Origin of the sequence: Sulfurimonas gotlandica GD1 (assembly GCF_000242915.1) — a bacterium.
Classification (GTDB): Bacteria; Campylobacterota; Campylobacteria; order Campylobacterales; family Sulfurimonadaceae; genus Sulfurimonas; species Sulfurimonas gotlandica.
In genome coordinates this window covers 1,941,871-1,963,515 of record NZ_AFRZ01000001.1, presented here as the reverse complement: position 1 = coordinate 1,963,515, position 21,645 = coordinate 1,941,871, and the positions used below count along the sequence as shown (strand labels likewise).

Below are 21,645 nucleotides of genomic sequence, written 5' to 3'. Positions count from 1 at the left end.
AATAATTGAATAAATTCTTTTATCTCTTATATATGTTGACTTTAACAATTATAATTTAATGAACTTTTTGGTTTTAAAACCAAATATAAACTCTTATATTTAAGAACTTATATTTGATTTTAACGCTTTATAAAAAAATGAAATGGTGGAGAGTAGCGGGATCGAACCGCTGACCTCCTGCGTGCAAGGCAGGCGCTCTCCCAGCTGAGCTAACCCCCCATTTCAAATGATTAGATCACTGAAAACTAAGCAAGTAATAAACTAATAACTAACATCTCTGTGAGATTTTCTTTGTAAGATGATCAAACGAATGATCTCTCTTTACTCTAGAAAGGAGGTGATCCAACCGCAGGTTCTCCTACGGTTACCTTGTTACGACTTCACCCCAGTCGCTAATTCCACCGTAAGTGGTAGCCTCCCGAAGGTTAGCTTCCCAATTTCGGGTGAAATCAACTCCCATGGTGTGACGGGCGGTGAGTACAAGACCCGGGAACGTATTCACCGTAGCATTGCTGATCTACGATTACTAGTGATTCCAGCTTCATGGAGTCGAGTTGCAGACTCCAATCCGAACTGAGAGACGCTTTAAGTGATTGGCTCCACCTCGCGGTATCGCAACACTCTGTACGCCCCATTGTAGCACGTGTGTAGCCCTAGCCATAAGGGCCATGATGACTTGACGTCGTCCTCACCTTCCTCCTCCTTGCGAAGGCAGTCTCCCTAGAGTGCCCAGCTTAACCTGCTGGCAACTAAGGACGAGGGTTGCGCTCGTTGCGGGACTTAACCCAACATCTCACGACACGAGCTGACGACAGCCGTGCAGCACCTGTTTTCAAGCTCCCCGAAGGGCACTCTCTCATCTCTGAAAGATTCTATCAATGTCAAGGCTAGGTAAGGTTCTTCGCGTATCTTCGAATTAAACCACATGCTCCACCACTTGTGCGGGTCCCCGTCTATTCCTTTGAGTTTTAATCTTGCGACCGTACTCCCCAGGCGGAACACTTAATCTGTTAAGTGCATCACCGAGATGACAAGCATCCCGACGACTAGTGTTCATCGTTTAGGGCGTGGACTACCGGGGTATCTAATCCCGTTTGCTCCCCACGCTTTCACGCCTTAGCGTCAGTAATGTTCCAGGAGATCGCCTTCGCTTTCGGTATTCCTAGTGATATCTACGGATTTTACCCCTACACCACTAATTCCATCTCCCCCTCCCATACTCTAGACTCGTAGTTTCAAATGCAGTTCAATGGTTGAGCCATTGGATTTCACATCTGACTTACAAGCCCGCCTACGCGTCCTTTACGCCCAGTGATTCCGAGTAACGCTTGCACCCTCCGTATTACCGCGGCTGCTGGCACGGAGTTAGCCGGTGCTTATTCATGAGCTACCGTCATTTTCTTGACTCATAAAAGGAGTTTACACACCGAAATGCGTCATCCTCCACGCGGCGTTGCTGCATCAGGGTTTCCCCCATTGTGCAATATTCCTCACTGCTGCCTCCCGTAGGAGTCTGGTCCGTGTCTCAGTACCAGTGTGGCGGATCATCCTCTCAAACCCGCTACCCGTCATTGCCTTGGTGAGCCATTACCTCACCAACAAACTGATGGGATATAGACTGATCTCGAAGCGAAAAAACGTTTCCCGACTAAACTTGAGTTTAGAAGGAGTATCCAGTATTAATCATCGTTTCCAATGGCTATCCCGGTCTTCGAGGTACATTAACTATATATTACTCACCCGTGCGCCACTAATCATAAGAGCAAGCTCTTAATCATCGTTCGACTTGCATGTGTTAAGCACGCCGCCAGCGTTCACTCTGAGCCAGGATCAAACTCTCCATAATTGAATTATGTAAAGATCACATTGCTGTGAAATTACTGATCTTTGCCCAAGATTTAAAAATCATTGGCTTTGTTGCCACAAACCGCGTGAACAGTCTGTGGACTTTGTATGTATCTATACTATTGGGATCCATTGCTGGATTCAAATAGAATAGACGGTTGTTGTTAATTAGTTATTTCTAAGTAAACTTATTAATGCCTAATCGCTAACTTGTTTCGTTAGTTATTAAGTCTATTTACTTGCTTAGTTTTCAATGATCTCAAACAATCTCAAAAGCTTCAACTCGAAGTCTCTCTAGGCCTTTTTGACAAGGTCTCTTTGTTTGTGGATGGGAATTATAGGGGGTTGTTGCTTAGAAGAATCTTAATCGGTTGGGAAGTTTCTAAAACTTCCTTTTTGTGTAAATTTAGACAGCCAAACGCTGTCTAAATATTTATGAATCTAATATATGAGCATAACCTGTTTCTGGCTCTATTGCTATGGTAACACTGCCTTCTGGGCTTGAGAGAACTATCTCACATCTTGTTTGGATTAATTTATTTGTTTCATATGATTTTGTAAATCCATTTAAAGTACCTTGTATTGGTCTACCTAGATGATCAAAAGTTAATCTTTTTATTGTTGCACTTGCGCAACCTCCATTAAAAACAACACCATTTAAATCATTAAGACCATAACTAAGACCTAAGTTCATATTCTTAGTTGCTCTTGAATCACTTGAAGTTAAAATACCAGAATAACCCCCACTTAAATATTTATCAGTATTTTCAGGATTAAAAGCTATCTCATTATTTGTTAAATTTGGTTTTCCATCTGGAGCTGTACCTGCTAGTGAATCTTTATCAGAAAATATACTATAAGCTATTTTATTTTCTGTATCAGCTGAACTACCAAAAAGAATGTGCCACCTACTTTTATACCAATCAGCATCAGTAGAATCAAACTTATCATCAATCATCGCCAGATGCTGAGTATATCTTATATGTGATACAACTTGTATAGCAGCTTCTCGTAGTTTTGTGGACTTCATCCCTGGGATCATCACGGCTGCTAATATACCTATTACAACAAGTACAAAAACTAGTTCTATCATAGTGAATGCTTTTTTCATAAAAGACCCTTAGAAATTATAATTAATGATAGAGTATAGCAAAATATCTTAAAATTTAAAAATTATTGAGAAGGAGAAGGAAAGGTTTCCAAGGAATATCTATTCCCTGGAAAAAGTTGTTTATTAAAGTTCTTCTGCTTTTTGTACATCATATAAAATATCATCCATTGGATGTCTATACATAGGCATTGCAAGTCTTTTCTCATCAAGAATATGACCGATAAAACCTATAGATCTACCAAGAATAAAGAATGCATTTAATGCACCAGCATCAATAAATACATCAATTTCTTCATCTTCGTAAGCAAGTGCTCTCCACATATCAACCATTAAGATACCAATTGTACCATCAACATTAAGAATTAAATTCTCTTTTTTAGATGTTGTTAATTGCTCAACTGTTAATGCATAGTCAAGAAGTGGAGTACTTGGAAAGTACTCTTTAGCAAATTTTTTAAGACCTTCAACACGTAAATCCGGGTTCTTAAGTGATTTGATTCTATGTCCGATTCCAGGAATTGGCACACCTTCTTTTTTCATATATTCTAAGAACTCTTTTGGAGACAAGTTATTATCATCAGCATATTTGAAATATTTAGCAGCGCCATCAATTGCCCCACCAAATCTTGGACCTATAGTAAGAAGACCAGCGATTAGTGAACTTATTACATCTTTACCAGCTCTTGCAGTTACTTTTGCATTGTGTGCACCAGAAACAGCAGGACCATGATCAGCAACAGTTTTAAGTACAGTTTCTAAGAAATCAACGGCCCATCTTGGGTATCTTTTCTTGAACCATAGAATACTCATTACGTCACCAACAGTAAATCCTGTATCTGGAGTTGCAACAGAACTGATTGGATATCCACAGTAGTGAGCTTCTTCACCTCTATCATCGGAAATTGTACAGATAAACTCTTTGCTTTTTCTAGCTTTAGGAACAAGATTAAGAACAGGCTCTTGAATGTCTTTTATTTTACCCTGTGCATGTAAGTCATGATAAACAGCAGAAATTATCTCTGGTAAATCATTAAATGAACCTGGAACATGTATACCAACTTCTCTCATTGCAGTGTTTTTTGATTCTGCTGTTTCTCTATCATCATTAGCAGATGCACCAGCGTGACCAAATTGAACACCACTATCATAGTGCTTAGCAATTGTACCAATACACCATGCAATAATTGGCTTAGTAAGTTTTCCAGCTTTAATAGCATCTATAACTTTATACTCTTCAGTACCACCAACTTCACCTAAAAGTAACATATATTTAACTTCTGGGTTAGCTTCCATTCTAAGTAGATTATCTATAAAAACTGATCCAACAAATCTATCTCCACCAATAGCTACACCTTCAGCGATACCATCAGCATTAAGAGAAATAATGTTAGAAAGCTCGTTAAATAAACCACCAGAACGAGTTACAAGTCCACATGAACCTGCACGATGAAGCTTAGATTGAACGATATTTTCAATTGTTCCACCAATATTAGCAATTTTAAATGCACCAGGAGCTATAGCACCAACAGTTGCCGGGCCTATCACTGTAACATTTTTACCTCTTGCAAATTCATTCATAGCACGAGCAAGTCTCTCTGGGATACCTTCTGCAGTAATCATAATAGAAGTAAAACCACCAAGGTTTAAAGCTTCCATAGTGACATCGTAAGCTGTTCTAAAAGATGCAAAGTTTAAAAGTACGTCAGCTTGAGGCTGAGCAGCCTTTGCTTCTGCAGTAGTTCTAAAAAGAGGAATCATTACTTCGTCTGGTCCATAGAAGAATTTATCAAACTTGTTTCCTGCAGTTGGAGCTACAATAGCTGCTACCGATGGTTTTTCTCTTTTAATTGTATAATCATAATCTAACATTCTTTGGATTGCAGTTTTGTTGTTGTTCCAAAAAATTGCTTGAGTATCTCTAGTAAATAATTGTGCCATATTTTCTCCCTACTTTGCTAGTGCCATACGCACGATGTCTGTAACATGTGTTTCCGGTCCATAAACTTCAATATAAAGACCAAGTCTATCTGCAGCCTCTTTGATATCTTTAAGACCCTTCTCGTAGTTTGGTCCACCACGACGAACATATATCTTAATACCAACTTCAAGCATTTTTTCTGCATAATTTTCAAAAGCTTGAATAATACCTGTGAATGTTGCTGCAACATCTGTAAAATTAGCAATTGCTCCACCGATAATTAAGATCTTTTCACGATCTTTAGAATCTTTTTCTCTTGTCATAAGATCAAGAAGTGTTTCAGCATAAAACTTAGTCTCACCAGTAGTTGGACCACCAGAGTATTCACCATAGTTAGCTAAATCATCAATTCCAGCTAAATCAGCAATAGTGTCAGCATAAACAACTGAAGCACCACCACCAGCAACCATAGTCCAAATTCTAGCTTCAGGCTTAAGTAGAGTAAGTTTCAGTGAAGCACCTGTTTTAGAATCTGCTTCTTCAATTGCTGCAACTTCCGGAGATTTTGCTTCCATACCAAATGCTGTAGGATATTCAACATCACCCCACTCTTCTACCATCATAAAACCTGCAGTATCATCAAGTTTTGCAACCATATCAAGTAGTTCTATTTTTTTGCCTTGCATTACAAATGGATTGATTTCAAGATAAGCAAAATTCAACTCTCTATACGCTTTGAAAAAACCTATTGCAAATTCAGCAAATGCGGCTTTATCAGCTTTTGCAACGTCAGCAGGAATGTTAGCTTTAATTTTTTTAGCTATTTCTTCTTCAGTATCAGTAATTGCGAACGCTACTTCTGTAACTTTTTCATCCCAACCCTCTTCTACTTCCATTCCACCTTCAGCAGACATGTAAAGCATATCATAATCACCAACTACTGTTGCAGAGATGTAATATTCTTCTTCTTGTTTGTGTGGAGTAAACGGCTCAACAATAAATTGAGTTAGCATATCAACTTTTGCTTCACCTGTAGGAGTCTCTCCATCAAATGAAAAATATACAGATTGCTCTGTTGATGATTTTTCATCAATCCAAGATGTAGCTTTAGCTAGAGAAACATCACCTGGTTTAGCATCTCTAAAGAGTACTAAATCATTTTTACCTCTTTTACCAAATAGCATATCCGGTTTAGCAACTAATGCTTTATCTTTTAACCAAGCTTTATCTTTTGAAGCTTTCTTTAATTCTGATCCATTTTGAACCATTACAGTTTCATAAGCATAAGTAAAGTCTGGAAAATACTTATCCCAATGTTTTGCTAAAATCGACTTTGCATCATATTCTCTAATCGCTTTTTGAGCCATTTGCAACTCCCTGTTTTATTATTTGATAGCAATTTTATCACATGTTATTAAATTACTCTCTTTAGTTAAGAGTTAGCGCTCAATAGATTTAATTAGTGTTTACTTTTGTAACAATAGCAAAATATACAGGTCTATTACTGTAACTTATTGTTACATTATTTCTATTTTCTTCTTTTTTACTAATTTCAACAAGTACATTAGTGTTGCAATTAGTTACACCATAAAACTTTAATCGACTAGACATCTTATAATCTGTATCTACACACTCGATGCCTCTGCTTTTTAGTTCATCAGCCAACTCTTTTGCTACATGCATATTGTATGCAAAATGATTTTGGGGGTTATCTATAAATATGTAAATCTCTTTATTAAAAAATACTACTAATGAATTTAACATCAGCAACACAAGTGATACTACAAAAGCAACTCTATATTTTGTTCTAAATATTTTAAGCCTAACTCTATAAGAATGGTAAAATGTTTGTGCCGCTAATGGAAGAGCTAAAATAAGATATGGAGCGAAATGTTCTAACTCTATTCTTTGTCTAAAAGACAAAAGTAGTGAAAATACAAATGCAACTGATGATATAAACCATAAAATATCTATTTGTTTAGTCAAATACCTTCTGTATAAAATATAAAAAATATAAATAAAGATAATTGGAGTAAATATTGCGGTATATACAGCTATTGAATCTAAAAAATGCCCTTGTGGGATCCCCTTAGTATCTACACCGTATATAAACAGTGATATAAAAAAAGCAAACATATTATATATAAAAAAAGTTCTCTGCTTTGTATATATCGAAAAAATAGATAGTGCTAAAAATAAATATACAAATTCTCCACTTATTAGCACATAAGTACTAAGAATTAAATATATATATTTTCTTGAAAAATTCTCATAGGCATATACAAAAAATAGTAATCCAAAGATTATCAAGCCTGCACTCTCTACAATAATTGCAGAACTTATTACTCCAGGTAAAAGAACAAATATAAGAAGTAGCCATAGTCGATTTTTTCTATTTTGGAGATAAGCTTTTGAAATCTTATATAGTAACACTCCACTTAAGAGATGCAATATAATCATAGGAAATCTTAGTGCAAAATCATTCGAACCAAAAAAATATAGAGAGGTTTTTATAATTAGTTGTAAAAAAGAGAAATCTCCATAAAGAATCATAGATTCTGCATGAGAAATTGAGAGTGAAGATGTTTGAAAAAAAAGTATAAATGCATCTATTCCCAGTATTGAGAATAAGACGAATCTATGACTCATAGTTTTAAGAAATTCCCAATAATTTCATGTCCATACTCACTCATAATAGACTCAGGATGGAATTGAACTCCATAAATATCTTTATCTTTAATCTTGAGAGCCATTATTTCATCATCATCTGTGCTATATGCTGTAGCTTCTACTATTTCTGGAAGAGATTCTTTATCTACTATTAGGGAGTGATATCTAGTTGCAATAAATTCTTGTGGCAAATTTTTAAAAATCTCACATTCACCTACTCGTTTCATAGTTGAAGTTTTACCATGCATCATATTTTTTGCACGAACTACATCTGCTCCAAAAACTTGAGCTATACTCTGATGTCCTAAACAAATGCCAAGAATTGGAAGTTTGTCTTTAAAATAATCTATTACTTCTAAAGTCACACCAGCTTCGTCTGGAGATGCAGGACCGGGTGAGATAATTATCTTTTCTGGGCTAAGCGCTTCTATTTCACTTACATTCATCTCATCATTTCTAATTATTTTTAAATCCGCGCCTAATTCTCTGCAATACTGAACTATATTGTAAGTAAAGCTATCGTAATTATCTATCATTAATATCATAATTTTTTCCGTTATTTCTGTTTGTTATAAAAGTAGTTTGTCGCTTCAACGAAGCCATCAACGCTACCACAATCAAATCTTTTACCTTTAAATTTATATGCTATAACCTTACCTTGTTTTGCTTGTGTAAGAAGGGCATCTGTTATCTGTATCTCTCCACCACGACCGGCTTTTGTATCTTTGATAATCTCAAATATATCAGGTGTAAGTATATATCTACCAATGATTGCTAAATTTGATGGCGCATCCTCTGGCTCAGGTTTTTCTACCATATTTGTAACTCTTATAACATTTTCTTCTATTGTTTCACCGGCAATTACACCATATTTGTTTGAATCTTTTATCGGAATCTCTTCAACTGCAACAATGCTACATTTATACTTTTCATATAAGCTAATCATTTGAGATAAAACTGAGTCTCCATCTTCGTTGTCACATAAGTCATCTGCTAAGATTACAGCGAAGGGTTCATTACCAATAAGTGTTTCACCACAAGCAATTGCATGGCCTAAACCTTTCATCTCAATCTGTCTTGTATATGAAAATGTACAGTTTGTGATTACTTCTCTTATTTCAGTTAAATAGTGCTCTTTTGAAGTGCCTTTAATCTGATGTTCGAGTTCATAAGATATGTCAAAATGGTCTTCAATGGCTCTTTTACCACGACCCGTTACAATAGCCATCGTCTCGACTTGAGCACTTATTGCTTCTTCTACACCATATTGCAGTAATGGTTTTGTTAAAACTGGCAGCATCTCTTTTGGGATAGCTTTAGTTGCAGGTAAAAATCTTGTACCATATCCAGCTGCTGGAAAAAGACATTTTCTAATTTTCATATTATTATTTGACATCATAAACCTTGAAGAATTTTAAAGGGCAAGTATATCCATTTTGCTCTTTTATTTTACTTACTTGACTTCTTCAAGGTTCTCTCCTGTACCCAAAAGAACAGCTATCCATCTTGTATTTTCATTTTCATCTAAAACTATTTTAGCCATCATTGTAAGTGGAATTGAAAGTAGCATCCCTACTATTCCAAGTAACCATCCCCAAAACAGTAATGATAAAAATACAACTAATGTAGATAACCCCAAGCCTCTACCCATAATTTTTGGCTCAATTACAGAGCCTATAATTATATTTACTCCAACATATATTGCACTTACTATTAATGCACTAACAGAACCTAATTGAATCAAGGTGAGTAGCACTGCTGGAACTGCGGCTATAATAGAACCAATATTTGGAATAAAATTTAGCATAAAAGCTAAAACAGCCCAAAGAAAAGCGTAATCAGTACCCACAAATAAAAGAGCAATCCATATAACAAAACCTGTAAATATTGATATTAGTGCCTTTAAGACCATATATCTTTTTATTTTACTAATTATCTCTTGTATATTTGATATTGCTCTATTATCATTTGTTGCATGGGTAATCTTACTTACAAAATGCCCAGATTCTAAAAGCATAAAAACAACACTCAAAAGAATTACAAAACCGTTTGTAAACATTGAACCTATACCTTGAACTATTCCACTAGTAAGTTGCATAATCTGCTTAGGGTTTATAATACTAGTAATCTCTTCTTCAGGTAATTCTATTCCTAAACTCACAGCCATCTCAGTAATTTTATGAAAACTTCCGGAGAGTTGCTGTTCATAGGAACCTATATTGGAACTAAATTCTTGAGCAGATGTCCCTATTAGTTTTGCTACAGATGCTAAAAATATTACAAATATAGTTATAACTAACACTAATGATAAACCATTTGGTAAGCCTTTTTTATTAAAGTAATTATATGATGGTGAAAGAATTATTGCAATAAAGAGAGCAAGTAAAAAAGGTATAACTATCGCTGTCGCACTCTTAATACCTGCAAGAACAATTATTACACTTGCAAATACTATGAAAAAATATCCTATATTTCTATCTTGCATCTGATAGCCTTTAGTTTTGAATCTGTTTTTGGTTTGTTAATTGCTGTAAATAGTTTGAAATATTTATAAGAGAAAATGTAACTAGAAAAATCATAAGCCCAGGGAAGAAACTAACCCACCACGCAATTTCTATAACCTCTTTTCCCCCACTTAAAATTGTTCCCCAGCTCATTTGTGGAGCCACAATTCCTAGTCCCAAAAAGCTCAACCCTGATTCTGCAAGTATAGCTCCACCAACACCAAAAGTAAAACTTACAAAGTAAATCGGTGCTAATATTGGAGCGTAATATTTAAAAAGAATTTTTATCTTACTTACCTTAGCAATATTCAAAATCTTTACAAACGGCTCAGATGTGACTCTAAAACTCTCTGAACGAATCAGCCTTGCTGTTGTCATCCAGCCAGTAATTGATATTATGACTATTAAAACCCATGCAGATGCATTTACATAACTAACAAGTGCTAAAAGTAAGAAGAAAGTTGGGAATGTTAAAAACAGATCAACCATAATAACAAAAGCTTTATCTACATTTCCTCTAAAGTATCCAGCCATAGAACCTAAAATAAGGCCTATTACAGATGCTATAAAGGCACTTCCTACACCAATGATCAAAGATATTTTTCCACCTTCAATAAGTCTAGCAAGGATATCACGTCCTAACCTATCTGTTCCAAGTAAATGATCTAGTGATGGAGGGAGAAGTATAGAATTACTATCTAGGGAGTAAGCATCTATGCTATAAAAGAAAGAGCCTACAAAAGAAAATAGAAAAACAGAAACTAATACAGTAATACTGAATTTTGGCATCTGCTTTACTGTTTTATTCCAAGAAGTGTCTGCATCATCTGGTCAATTGTAGTTATAATTTTTGCAGCAGCACCATATGATGTTTGATATTTAATCAAGTTTGTCATCTCTTCATCTAGACTTACTTTTGATACTGAATTATACTCTAGCTCAGTTGCATTATACTGTGTTGTTATAGTTTCATTTTTAAGTATTGCGGCATTTGTTTGAGTACCCACTTCTGTTGCGATGATGTCAAACATAGCATATGTAGTAGTGTTAAAATCTTGATTGCCAACATAAAAATCAAATTTTTCATACTGGTGCTGAACCATATTAAGCGCAACAACATTGTCCCCTGCTACTGGTGTAGCTCCAGGCGTTATTAGAGTAGGATTGTTAGCTAGTGTATAATTAAGACTGATGCTTTGGGCACTATCACCGTCAAAATATCTACTCATACCAAGTGCACCTGCAAAATTACTTCCAGATGAATATGATGTATCTTTTAAAATATCTTGCATTGAAAAAGTATAGCCTCTAGATTCAGCAAGCGGATCTAATGTCAATTCAAGTGCATTCCCCCCACCAGCAAATGTAGCCCAATTAAACTGTATAAAGTTATTTATATCATTGTTTGCATTACCATCGCCATTATCATCGATCTGTGCTTCTATCTGCCCTTGAATAGAATTTGAACCTGCTACACCAGTCATGGTAGTTGCCTGATTTATTACTATTTCTCTTTTAGTGGTAACGTTGCCATCAATATCATATACAATCATCTCAAAAGATCCAGTTTGTACATTCAAAGTTGAATTAACAAGAGAGTTGGTTGGATTTAAATCTAATTTATTTGATTCCATTCTTTTTGTAGCGCTGTTTGCGTAAACATTATTTGTAGACTCTATCAGACCTTTTGCAAAAGCATCCATTTGTGCAACAACATTTTGGACTACACCGTCTGTTGGCATACCGCTTGTGGTGTCAAGAGAAGCTCCACGAAGATTTAATATAGACCCTACTACACCACCACTTATTTTTTCTGCAATCTGGATAAGAGTACCATCTTGTCTCTCATATGAAACTTCATAAAAGCCATTTGAATTATTCTCTCTAGATAAATAAATTGGATGAAATGAATTACCATCAACAATATTAAAACCATTAACACTAACACTATAACTTCCAGTTTTAGTATTTGAAGAACTATCTACTTGTATATTTGACTCAATTTGTCCTGCATTAGTAACAGCACCGATTAGTCTTGCCAAACTGCGTTCCATCACATTTCTTTTATCTCTTAAATCATTTGCAGTATATGTTTTTCCAGCTTCTGCAATCTCTATAGATTTATTTAAATCAGCTAACTGCTTCGCTATAGAGTTAACTTCATTTATATTAACTGCTAGTTGATCATTAAGTTGAGATTGCAAACTTTTTACTTGAGTTTGTGTATAGGCAATATGTTGCGTAAGAGTTTTTGTTTGAGTTGCTAAGGCTAATTTTATAGCATCATTATCTGGGTTGTCAGCAAAAGTTTGCCACATATTATAGTACTCAGTTAAGTCAGCTTTTATACCAACACCATCAATTTCAGGAAAGTATGTCGAAAGCTCTTCCAGTGTCTTGGTCTCAAAATCACTATACTCTTTAGTTTCAGAAATATCAGTGTATCTATCAAAAACAAAGTTGTCAAATACTCTTTTAATATCCATAACTTGCGCACCGTTACCGACATTACCAGGATATGTTTGAAGAGGTGTTGCAGCAGCGGTAATAACTCTTTGTCTTGTATAGCCATCCACCTCAGCATTTGAAATATTATGACCTGTCGTATTGATACCAATCTGAGCTACATTAAGCCCGGAGTATCCAATATGAAGTGCATTAAATATAGAAGCCATATTACACTCTCACTTCCAAGATAGATGGGTTTTTAGATGCAACCTTATTGTAACCTTGCATCTCGGTAGGAACAACTCTTTCTAAAAATGTATTATATAAATTACTAACAACCAAGACAAGTCTTGCGTAGTGTTTGTTCACATCTCTAAGATTATTTAGTTCTTTTTTTAATTCATCTAGTTGTAAATGTTGTTCTTTACTAAGAAGTTCTGGTAAATCCATATCAGGATTTTTAGTCATTAAAGATGATATTTCATGATCAATCATAGCTTTTTTTTGCTCGAAGCTTTTAAGCTTTTCTTCTTTTAGTGATAATCTGTCAAATTGCGGATCATTCTTAGCTTCTTTTATATCTGCTATATCAGACTCAGTAATTTTTATTAAATCCCTTAAATCAATTAAGGCACCCTGTAAATGATGAGACAACATCTTCAACCCCTATCTTGTATTTAAACCTACAACAACTCTTCAGCTATCTTCTGTGAAAGAGCCTCTAGGTTAATTTTATACTCGCCAGATTCAAGAGCTTCTTTTATTCTCTCCACCTTGCTAGTATCACCTTGTTTTGTAATATTCGTCGAGGCTTTACTAGTTTCTTTAGATTCTCCAAAGTTACTAGCGTAAGCACCACGAACCGCAGAACTATTTATTTGCGAAATCATAACTTATCCTTTTATTGTCCATATAGACTTTATAATATACAGCTATATCGACAATAAAAGAAAAAACTTCAACTTTTTTGACTTAAAAAGTCATAAAGCATCTGAGAAAACCCAAAGCCTCCTGCACTTGCTTTTGCAAGTTCCTCTCTATACATTGATTTGTATATTTTATCTCCTGGATCATTCTGCTGTGAAAAAAGATTTTTCTCATCTTTCATAGCATTATCCATAAGCATCTTTAGTATTACAGACTCAAAAGCATCTGTTTGTTCTCTGAGTTTAGCATCATTAGTATTTGTATCTATTTTTGGAACACTCTGATTTTGTGACATCATCTGAGCTTGCATATTAATAGAGTTAGAACCATACATAATGTCTCCTTTTTCTTAGATGATTTTTAGTTGAGCTGAGATACTACCAGCACTTTTCATAGCTTCCAAGATAGATATAATATCTTTAGGAGACGCTCCAAGCTTTTTTAGAGAACGAACTATATTTGCTACAGTTGTAGTTCCATTTTTAGTGTATATCTCATTTTGATTTAGCCCAATTACTAAATCATTATCTACCGCCATTGAACCTTCAGGTTGAGATAGAGTGTCCTGTGATAGGATTTTTATAGTTATGTCTCCATGAGTTATTACTATTGGTTTTACTTCTATATTTACTCCAGCAATTATAGTTCCTGTTCTCTCATTAATAATAATTTTATTACTTGGTTTATATTCCATGTCAATATCTTGAACTTCAGCTAGAAACTCTATCATACTTCTGTTTTGTGGACATTTTAGTTTGATTGTTCTTGGATCCATTGCTACTGCAACTTGCGTGTTATAAAAATCATTTATAGCTGTTTGTATTGCTACACTATTTTTCATATTTGATTCTTTTAGTGATAGTGTTGCGTACTCTTGATTGTACAAGTCGATGCTAATCTCACGCTCTACAAATCCACCCTCAAAAACAATACCTACAGTTGGATGAGACTCACTTCCTGCACCTCTTGAGTTTTTACCGCCAATACTGATGTGACCTTGTGCCAAAGCATATATCTTGCCATCAACCCCTTTTAGTGGTGTCATCAAAAGTGTTCCACCCTCTAAAGATTTTGCATCTCCAATAGAAGAGACAGTGATATCAAACTTGTCACCTTGTTTTGCAAATGCTCCAAGATTGGCAGTTACAACAACGGCTGCAACATTTTTTGATTTTATATCGATTGGGTTCATATCTATATTCATGGCTTTTAACATGTTTGAGATTGATTGAAGTGTAAATTTTGAGGTAGTACCATCACCAGTCTTTTTTAGACCGACAACAAGTGAGTAACCTATAATCTGATTCTCGCGTACACCTACGATGTTAGCAACATCATTGATTTTAGTAGCGTAAATTGTAGAAATAGTAAGTAAGAGTAAAATAATTGTTTTCATAACGAGTCCTTGTAACTAGCTATTACTCAGCAATTCCTATTCCATATTTTCTTCTAGATAAGTTAATGAAGTATTCCCAAACTTTTTAAATTTTTTCATCTTAAATGCACCTATAGTCTCAGGTATCTCTAAACCTGTCATGTGCTCGATGATTATTAGCTCTGTAAGCTCTGGAGGTATAGATGCTATCATAGTAATCATCTTGTCATAAATATCTTCCATGCCCTCTCTGATGCTAAAAGGTGGATCGATGTAAAAGTATGCACTCTGTTTATTTCTCTTGAGTGTAGATATAACAGTGTTTATATTTGAAAAACTGTCTCCACTAAATACTTCACATGCAGATGGGTCAGTAAGAGAGATGTTTTCTTTTAAGACTTTTATTGCATCTCTGTCTTGTTCCATAAAAAGTATGTTGTTTGCACCACGGCTAAGAGCTTCAAGACCTATAGAACCGCTTCCAGAGAAGACTTCAACGAAAGTAGCATCTATGATGTCAAACTGTATAGTGTTAAAAAAAGATTCTAAAACTATTGACTTAGATGAGCGCGTAGTTGTTTTGGATGGGAGTTTTAAAACTTTGTTTTTAAATTTTCCAGATATTATTTTTTTTGTTAATGATTTACTTTTATCACTATTCTTCATAAAATGCTCTTACTGCCTTTAAAATATTTTCTTTATACTCTTGGGTAAGAATATCAATTCGCTTCTCTAAGATGCTAAAGTCAGCAGTCCCATCAGTAAAAGAATTGAACGCTTCTTTTGGTTGAGGAGAAAGAGTCTCATATCTCTTTTCAAGTGCAAGAATAAGTGCTGATTTTGAAAATGGTTTTATCAGATCTGAACCACTATCTTTTGAAATATAAAAAGTTCTATCGTCATCAAGAGCTTTAAAGTCACGAACAACGATGTCGCACTGCTTTAAAGAACTTAAATGTGAAGATAAAAATATCTCTAATGATTTTTGTAATAATGGCGACTTGCACTCAACTGCAATTTTCATGAGACTTCCCTTAAATAATATTCGATACTATAGCGCAAATCTTCATCTAAATCCAGAATATTAGCTAGCATCCAATCCAAATATCCTCTATCACACATACAAATTTCCTCAATATAACGACCATTATACTTTCCAAATCCAAACTTTGAAAGCAGAACATTTTCAAAGCTTAACTTAGCAAGTTTTTCTTTTGGTTGTATCTCTAAAAGATACTCGTAAAGGTTTTTAGCAATTGTCGCATCACTCAGTGCATGGTGAGCTTGAAGAAGTTCTTTTTCCTCTTTATATAGTTTTAACTCATACCTCAAAAACTGCAGAGAAAACTGTTCACATTCACTCACAAGATGCTTTGTCACCCTTAGTGTATCTATAATCTCGCCAATAAAATTAAAGCCAGATTTTTTTAACATCGCCAAATCAAACTTTATATTGTGACCTACAATAGTTGTATCTTCATTATTGTGTTGAGTAAGTAATTTATATGCTTCACTTTCCTGAAACTTTGGTTTACCTTTTAGCATCTCGTTTGTTATGTGATTGATACTAGATGCTAGTGAGGGTATTTTTTTACCTTCATTCACCAACTCATATATAGTTCTGTTTTCTCCATCTTCAGACCAGACAATACCGATAGAACAGACCCTGTCTATTTCTTCTAAACCTGTAGTCTCAACATCTAAAAAAATTAACATTTTTCTACTTTTACTCTTTTGCATCTAGCTGACATGAGTATAAATGAGAAGTAACCGCTAATAAGTAAAAAAGAAAATAACCAGTAGATATTAAACCAATCGAAAACGCCACTGTATGTAGTAAAAAAGTATGTATATATTAAAGATAAAACCATTAAAGAACCAACAAGCCAAATGATTAGCATAAACCATTTTCTCCAAACTTTTACCAAGTCACCATAACCAACCTGCTCTAAGAGTTCTTTGCCATCACAAGAATATAATTTAAGCTCATATCCGTAGACGCAACTATTGAAAATATATTTCAGATCTCTGAAAAGTGCCAGAAGAAGCGTAAAACTCCAAAGAACTGGGAACCAAAACACAAATACATCCACTAATGCTTTTACTACTTCACTGTTTAGAGTCACCATACCCTGACTAAGATATGTATAGAAGGTAGCAAGAAGTGAAAGTACAGATGCCAAGATAGTACTGCATAGGGTAAGTCTTACAGACCATCTAAGCCATAAGAAAAAATAAAATTTACTCATTCGTTGAAAATGTGCCTATCATATCGTAGTAGTTCTCCAGAGTTATAAAACTTTTCTCAAATCTGTATCTAATAATAAACTCAACAACTATATCTTTTAAAGCACTGTCTACATTTTCAACTTTTCCAAAGTATGCTAAAGATGTGTTTTTACTTTTTTGTGCAGCATTCTTATCATAACTTATTGCTAGAACTTGAAGATATTTTCCCTTTTTTATCTCGCCTAAGCTTTCACTTAAAAGTGAAGCTCCTGAGAGATTTATAGCTTTAAAATCAAACAAATCTGAAAAGTTTTCAACTTTTTTGTCTATGCCAGTTTGAGTATATAGTTTTTTTAAAATGTTTAAATTTTCTTTTCTTGCAGTCTCATAAGAAGATATTTTATTTGTTAGATTTTTTAGTCTATCAAGAGCTGAACTCATCGTGTTTCCTATTGTGTCAGGTAATTGCAAAAGTATATCAAAAAAGCATTCCTTTATCTATTAAAGAGTATAATCTTTATATTAAATTTAGGTTATCAATCATGAAAATATCTTTTACTTCTTTGACATTCAAAACACTTTCTTTACTTTTTATGTCATCGATTATTTTCATAATTTTTATCGTAGTTATTGCTAAAGAGTCCTTCTTTCAAGGTTACACTTATCTAATCAAAGAAGATCTTAGTTCTATAGAAGAGAAGATTTCTCCAGATATTGCGATGAACCTAAGTTATGGACTTACAAGCGATTTAAAAAGAATTGCTACTGCTCAACTCAAACATAAAAAAATTCTACTTTTAAAGATAGACTCAGTTACTCTTGAAAAACCTATGCTGTTTTCTAAAAAGAATAAATCTATTCAAGAACTAAAAGATGAAGGTCACTTTGTATCTACAAAAGTTATCTACGACCCAGCTACTAAAAATGAACTTGGAAAGACTACAATAATATACTCAAATGAGTCATACAAGACATACATGCAAAACTTCTATAAATGGTTCATTGGTGGTGTATCTATCTTTGGGCTTGCAATTGCTTTACTTGGTTTTCTTCTATATAACTCACTAAAGCGATTAAGTGTCTTAGCATCATCGTTTGAGAGATTTAACCCAAATAGGCCAAAAGATTTTCACTTTAATGTACAAACAAATGACGAGATAGGGACTATTAACAGATCTGCTAATATTATGGTTCAAAAATTGACTAAATATATCGACAATACACAAAAGCTAAACGATACTATTTTACAAAAAGAGGCGCACCTAAAGGAAGCACAGAGAATTGCTAAAGTTGGAAGCTGGGAGTACAATGTTATAGATGGAAGCCTACTCCTTAGTGATGAAGTTTACCGCATTTTAGGGGTTAAGTTTGGTACAGCTATCACATGGAAAGATTTTTTAGATTTTATATCAAAAGATGATTATGACAATGTTGTAAAAGTTATTGAAGATGCCATAAAACATGGTTCAAAATTCAATATAAAGTACGCACTAATTCTTAAAAGTAAAAATGAAATCTATGTGCAAACAAGAGGCAAAGTTCGTAAAAAAGCAGGAGGCATGGTAAGAATAACTGCTGTAAGTATGGATATAACAAACGATATCAAAAACAAAAAAACGATTGAAAAACTTGCTTACTATGATTCTCTTACAGGTCTTGCTAACAGAACACTTTTAAAAGATAGAATGCATAAAGCAATTCAGTATGCAAAAAGAGAACAAACAAACTTGGCAGTAATGTTTTTAGATCTAGACCACTTTAAACTAATCAATGATACTCTTGGTCATAGTGTCGGTGATGATATGCTTATACATATTGCAGAGATATTAAAAATTCATATCAGAGAATCAGATACTTTATCAAGACTAGGTGGAGATGAATTTGTAATACTTCTGCCATCTGTAAAATCAATTTTTGATGCACAAAACATTGCATCTAAGATTCAACATACTCTTCAAAGTAAACACGACATTGGTGATCATCAACTCTATATTACATCAAGTATAGGCGTCTCACTATATCCAGATCATGGAGATAATTCTGAAGAGCTAATTAGAAATGCCGATACAGCAATGTATGAAGCCAAAAATAGTGGCAGAAACAACTACAGAATTTACTCACAAAGTATGGGCAACTATGTTGACCAGCAGTTGCATCTAGAACAAGACCTAATTCAAGCAGTTAAACACAAAGCCGGAATTGAAGTCTTTTACCAAGCAAAAATTGATTCTGAAAATAACTTCATATCTGGAGCAGAAGCCTTAGCAAGGTGGAGACATCCGACAAATGGCCTAATATTTCCAGATCAATTCATTCACATTGCAGAGAGTACAGGTCTGATGATAGAGCTTGGTAATATTATTATTGAAGAGTCTATTTTTCAACTCCAAGAGTGGAATAAGCTAGGACTCGTAGGTCTGAAAATTGCCATAAATCTTTCTGCTAGACAGTTTCAAGACCCTAATTTAGTCTCATTTATCTCATCTATGTTGCATAACTATCAAGTTAGTCCGTCTCAAGTTGAGTTTGAGATTACAGAGACTCTCTCCATGACAAATATGACAAACACTCTTAGAATTCTTACAGAGTTAAAAGCTATTGGAGTTTCGATTGCCATTGATGACTTTGGTACAGGTCACTCATCTTTGGCTTATCTTAAAAAATTTCCAATAAACACATTAAAAATAGACAGATCGTTTGTGCTAGACATTATAGAAGATGATGATGACAAGACTATAGTTCAGACTATAGTATCTATGGCTCACTCCCTTGGCTTCAATACAGTTGCTGAGGGAGTAGAGACTTTAGAACACGTAGCGCTACTAAAAACAATGGGCTGTGACCAACTTCAAGGGTACTACTTTTCTAAGCCGATACCTAAAGATGAGTTTACAAAATTTATACAAGATTATATGCCAAATAAATAACATATTCAGATATAATTTCATTATTAAAATATAAAAGATGCTGATGGACTACTTACAGATAAAAAGAGTTAATTCTCTAAATGGAAATATAAAAATCTCTGGTGCTAAAAACGCATCCCTTCCACTAATTGCTATGACTATACTTGCAATCAATAGTGTTCATATAAAAAATTTACCTCAAGTGGCAGACATAAAGACTCTTTTAAAACTTTTATCTAATCTTGGTGCTCAGTGCGACTTCCGTGATGACAAAGTTGTAGTAGACACTTCTACTCTTACTCAAACAAAAGCAACTTATGATATTGTAAAAACCATGAGAGCTTCTATACTTGTTCTAGGACCGATTTTAGCTAGATTTGGCCACTGTGAAGTATCTCTTCCTGGTGGTTGTGCTATTGGTCAAAGACCAGTTGATCTTCACTTAAAAGCTTTAGAACATATGGGTGCAAAGATTAGCATAGAAGCTGGTTATATTCAAGCAACTGCACCAAATGGTCTAAAAGGCTGTGATATCATTTTTGATAAAATCACAGTAACAGGAACTGCAAATATTGTAATGGCTGCAGCTTTGGCTTCTGGAAACACAACCATAACCAATGCAGCAAGAGAACCTGAAGTAGTTCAGCTTTGTGAAATTCTTAATGCTAGCGGAGTCCAAATAGATGGTATTGGAACTGCAATATTAACTGTCCATGGAACAAATGGTAAATTAATAAATATCGAAGAGTTTGCGGTTATACCAGATCGTATAGAAGCTGGTACATACCTTTGTGCTGGAGCGATTAGTCGCTCTGAACTTACTCTTAGCAGTGTAGAGCCAAAACATTTAGGTTCTGTACTAGCAAAACTTGAAGAGATGGGTAGCAAATTTACTATTACAGAGAGCACTATTACTATTCATCCATCAGATGTAATAAAACCAATAAAGATCGTAACTCAGGAGTACCCAGCATTTCCAACAGATATGCAAGCTCAATTCCTTGCACTTGCTACTCAAGCAAATGGAACTTCTATTATTGAAGAAAGACTATTTGAAAATAGATTTATGCATGTAAGTGAACTTCAAAGAATGGGAGCTGACATCTCTTTAAATGGGCATGTTGCAACTATTACCGGTGGGACTAAGCTTAGTGGAACAGATGTTATGGCAACAGATTTAAGAGCTTCTAGTGCTCTAGTATTAGCTGGGCTTGTTGCAGATGGCACAACAAATGTACATAGAATATACCACTTAGATCGCGGTTATGATGCATTGGAAAAGAAGCTTGAAGCAGTTGGGGCAGATGTTAGAAGGTTAAAAGAGTAGAAAACTTCTACTCAAAAATTATCATCTCGTAGAGGCTCTTTTTAGTCACTAGAGCCTTATCTGGAGACACTGAGTGACTATTCTGGGCACGAGAAACCTGATGACGAAGTTCTGCAATCTCTGTTTCCATACCATCTACATTCTCTTTAAGTCTCAAAATTATATCAACACCAGCCAAATTAACACCAAGCTCACGAGTCAGTCTAAGTATAAGTTTAATTCTGTCTATATCTCTTTGTGAGTATAGCCTTATGCGGCCATTTGAACGAGATGGGCATACAAGGTTTTCACGCTCATACTGTCGTAAAGTTTGAGGGTGAATCTCTAAAATCTTTGAAACTATACTAATTAGGTATACTGGCTCATCATATTGGTGTATCATCAG

General features: G+C 34.7%; 21 protein-coding genes, 1 tRNA gene and 1 rRNA gene. 2 read left to right on the top strand and 21 right to left on the bottom strand.

What is annotated here, in order from left to right:
- Positions 1–143: 143 nt before the first annotated feature.
- The 20 genes from SMGD1_RS09725 to SMGD1_RS09630 form a co-directional block, all read right to left on the bottom strand.
- Positions 144–219 (bottom strand) — tRNA-Ala (locus SMGD1_RS09725).
- A 111-nt stretch (positions 220–330) separates the two neighbouring features.
- A 16S ribosomal RNA gene (locus tag SMGD1_RS09720) occupies positions 331–1,846 on the bottom strand.
- 432 nt (positions 1,847–2,278) lie between these two features.
- A complete protein-coding gene (locus tag SMGD1_RS09715; RefSeq protein ID WP_008335829.1) occupies positions 2,279–2,956 on the bottom strand; it encodes a pilus assembly FimT family protein in 678 nt (225 codons plus the stop codon).
- Between the two features lie 123 nt (positions 2,957–3,079).
- Complete coding sequence (locus tag SMGD1_RS09710; protein WP_008335281.1) at positions 3,080–4,894, bottom strand: citrate/2-methylcitrate synthase; 1,815 nt, start codon at positions 4,892–4,894, stop codon at positions 3,080–3,082.
- 9 nt (positions 4,895–4,903) lie between these two features.
- Positions 4,904–6,241: an ATP citrate lyase citrate-binding domain-containing protein gene (locus SMGD1_RS09705; RefSeq protein ID WP_008336361.1), complete on the bottom strand. Its 1,338-nt coding sequence runs from the start codon at positions 6,239–6,241 to the stop codon at positions 4,904–4,906.
- Between the two features lie 88 nt (positions 6,242–6,329).
- Positions 6,330–7,523 (bottom strand): hypothetical protein, encoded by a 1,194-nt coding sequence (locus SMGD1_RS09700; protein WP_008335381.1) that lies wholly within the window; start codon positions 7,521–7,523, stop codon positions 6,330–6,332.
- Positions 7,520–8,089: an anthranilate synthase component II gene (locus tag SMGD1_RS09695; RefSeq protein ID WP_008341241.1), complete on the bottom strand. Its 570-nt coding sequence runs from the start codon at positions 8,087–8,089 to the stop codon at positions 7,520–7,522. The genes SMGD1_RS09700 and SMGD1_RS09695 overlap by 4 nt, the downstream gene beginning before the upstream one ends.
- Before the next feature lie 11 nt (positions 8,090–8,100).
- On the bottom strand, positions 8,101–8,940 hold the full coding sequence (galU, locus tag SMGD1_RS09690) for a UTP--glucose-1-phosphate uridylyltransferase GalU (protein ID WP_008336907.1): 840 nt from the start codon (positions 8,938–8,940) through the stop codon (positions 8,101–8,103).
- A gap of 57 nt (positions 8,941–8,997) precedes the next feature.
- On the bottom strand, positions 8,998–10,029 hold the full coding sequence (locus SMGD1_RS09685) for an AI-2E family transporter (RefSeq protein WP_008335289.1): 1,032 nt from the start codon (positions 10,027–10,029) through the stop codon (positions 8,998–9,000).
- Between the two features lie 10 nt (positions 10,030–10,039).
- Entirely contained in the window at positions 10,040–10,837 is a 798-nt protein-coding gene (locus SMGD1_RS09680; protein WP_008334942.1) for an ABC transporter permease, read from the bottom strand.
- A gap of 5 nt (positions 10,838–10,842) precedes the next feature.
- The gene (gene flgK / locus SMGD1_RS09675) at positions 10,843–12,723 is read right to left on the bottom strand and encodes a flagellar hook-associated protein FlgK (protein ID WP_008336387.1); all 1,881 of its coding nucleotides are present in this window, start codon (positions 12,721–12,723) and stop codon (positions 10,843–10,845) included.
- Position 12,724: 1 nt separating this feature from the next.
- Positions 12,725–13,153, bottom strand: a complete 429-nt coding sequence (locus SMGD1_RS09670) for a hypothetical protein (protein WP_008335601.1) — start codon at positions 13,151–13,153, stop codon at positions 12,725–12,727.
- Positions 13,154–13,179: 26 nt separating this feature from the next.
- Entirely contained in the window at positions 13,180–13,386 is a 207-nt protein-coding gene (locus SMGD1_RS09665; RefSeq protein WP_008335567.1) for a flagellar biosynthesis anti-sigma factor FlgM, read from the bottom strand.
- A 68-nt stretch (positions 13,387–13,454) separates the two neighbouring features.
- Entirely contained in the window at positions 13,455–13,757 is a 303-nt protein-coding gene (locus SMGD1_RS09660; protein ID WP_008336009.1) for a rod-binding protein, read from the bottom strand.
- A gap of 15 nt (positions 13,758–13,772) precedes the next feature.
- Positions 13,773–14,819 carry a flagellar basal body P-ring protein FlgI gene (locus SMGD1_RS09655; RefSeq protein ID WP_008335047.1) on the bottom strand — a complete coding sequence of 349 codons (1,047 nt, stop codon included), beginning with the start codon at positions 14,817–14,819 and terminating at the stop codon, positions 13,773–13,775.
- Between the two features lie 36 nt (positions 14,820–14,855).
- Positions 14,856–15,464 (bottom strand): 16S rRNA (guanine(966)-N(2))-methyltransferase RsmD, encoded by a 609-nt coding sequence (gene rsmD / locus SMGD1_RS09650; RefSeq protein ID WP_008335191.1) that lies wholly within the window; start codon positions 15,462–15,464, stop codon positions 14,856–14,858.
- A complete protein-coding gene (locus SMGD1_RS09645; RefSeq protein ID WP_008335870.1) occupies positions 15,454–15,822 on the bottom strand; it encodes a hypothetical protein in 369 nt (122 codons plus the stop codon). Before SMGD1_RS09645 ends, rsmD begins: the two co-directional genes overlap by 11 nt.
- Positions 15,819–16,514, bottom strand: a complete 696-nt coding sequence (locus tag SMGD1_RS09640; RefSeq protein ID WP_008336763.1) for an exonuclease domain-containing protein — start codon at positions 16,512–16,514, stop codon at positions 15,819–15,821. The genes SMGD1_RS09645 and SMGD1_RS09640 overlap by 4 nt, the downstream gene beginning before the upstream one ends.
- Positions 16,508–17,047 (bottom strand): hypothetical protein, encoded by a 540-nt coding sequence (locus tag SMGD1_RS09635; RefSeq protein ID WP_008341240.1) that lies wholly within the window; start codon positions 17,045–17,047, stop codon positions 16,508–16,510. The genes SMGD1_RS09640 and SMGD1_RS09635 overlap by 7 nt, the downstream gene beginning before the upstream one ends.
- Positions 17,040–17,468, bottom strand: coding sequence for a hypothetical protein (locus tag SMGD1_RS09630; RefSeq protein ID WP_008335653.1), 429 nt, complete (start codon positions 17,466–17,468; stop codon positions 17,040–17,042). The genes SMGD1_RS09635 and SMGD1_RS09630 overlap by 8 nt, the downstream gene beginning before the upstream one ends.
- 101 nt (positions 17,469–17,569) lie before the next feature.
- Here SMGD1_RS09630 and SMGD1_RS09625 point away from each other — a divergent pair, with 101 nt between their 5' ends.
- Both SMGD1_RS09625 and murA read left to right on the top strand, forming a co-directional pair.
- Positions 17,570–19,954: a GGDEF domain-containing phosphodiesterase gene (locus tag SMGD1_RS09625; RefSeq protein ID WP_008336499.1), complete on the top strand. Its 2,385-nt coding sequence runs from the start codon at positions 17,570–17,572 to the stop codon at positions 19,952–19,954.
- Positions 19,955–19,997: 43 nt separating this feature from the next.
- Positions 19,998–21,260, top strand: a complete 1,263-nt coding sequence (gene murA, locus SMGD1_RS09620; RefSeq protein ID WP_008335866.1) for a UDP-N-acetylglucosamine 1-carboxyvinyltransferase — start codon at positions 19,998–20,000, stop codon at positions 21,258–21,260.
- A gap of 7 nt (positions 21,261–21,267) precedes the next feature.
- On the opposite strand, the gene SMGD1_RS09615 is transcribed toward murA, so the two are convergent.
- On the bottom strand, positions 21,268–21,642 hold the full coding sequence (locus SMGD1_RS09615; protein WP_008335850.1) for a heat shock protein transcriptional repressor HspR: 375 nt from the start codon (positions 21,640–21,642) through the stop codon (positions 21,268–21,270).
- Between the last annotated feature and the right edge of the window lie 3 nt (positions 21,643–21,645).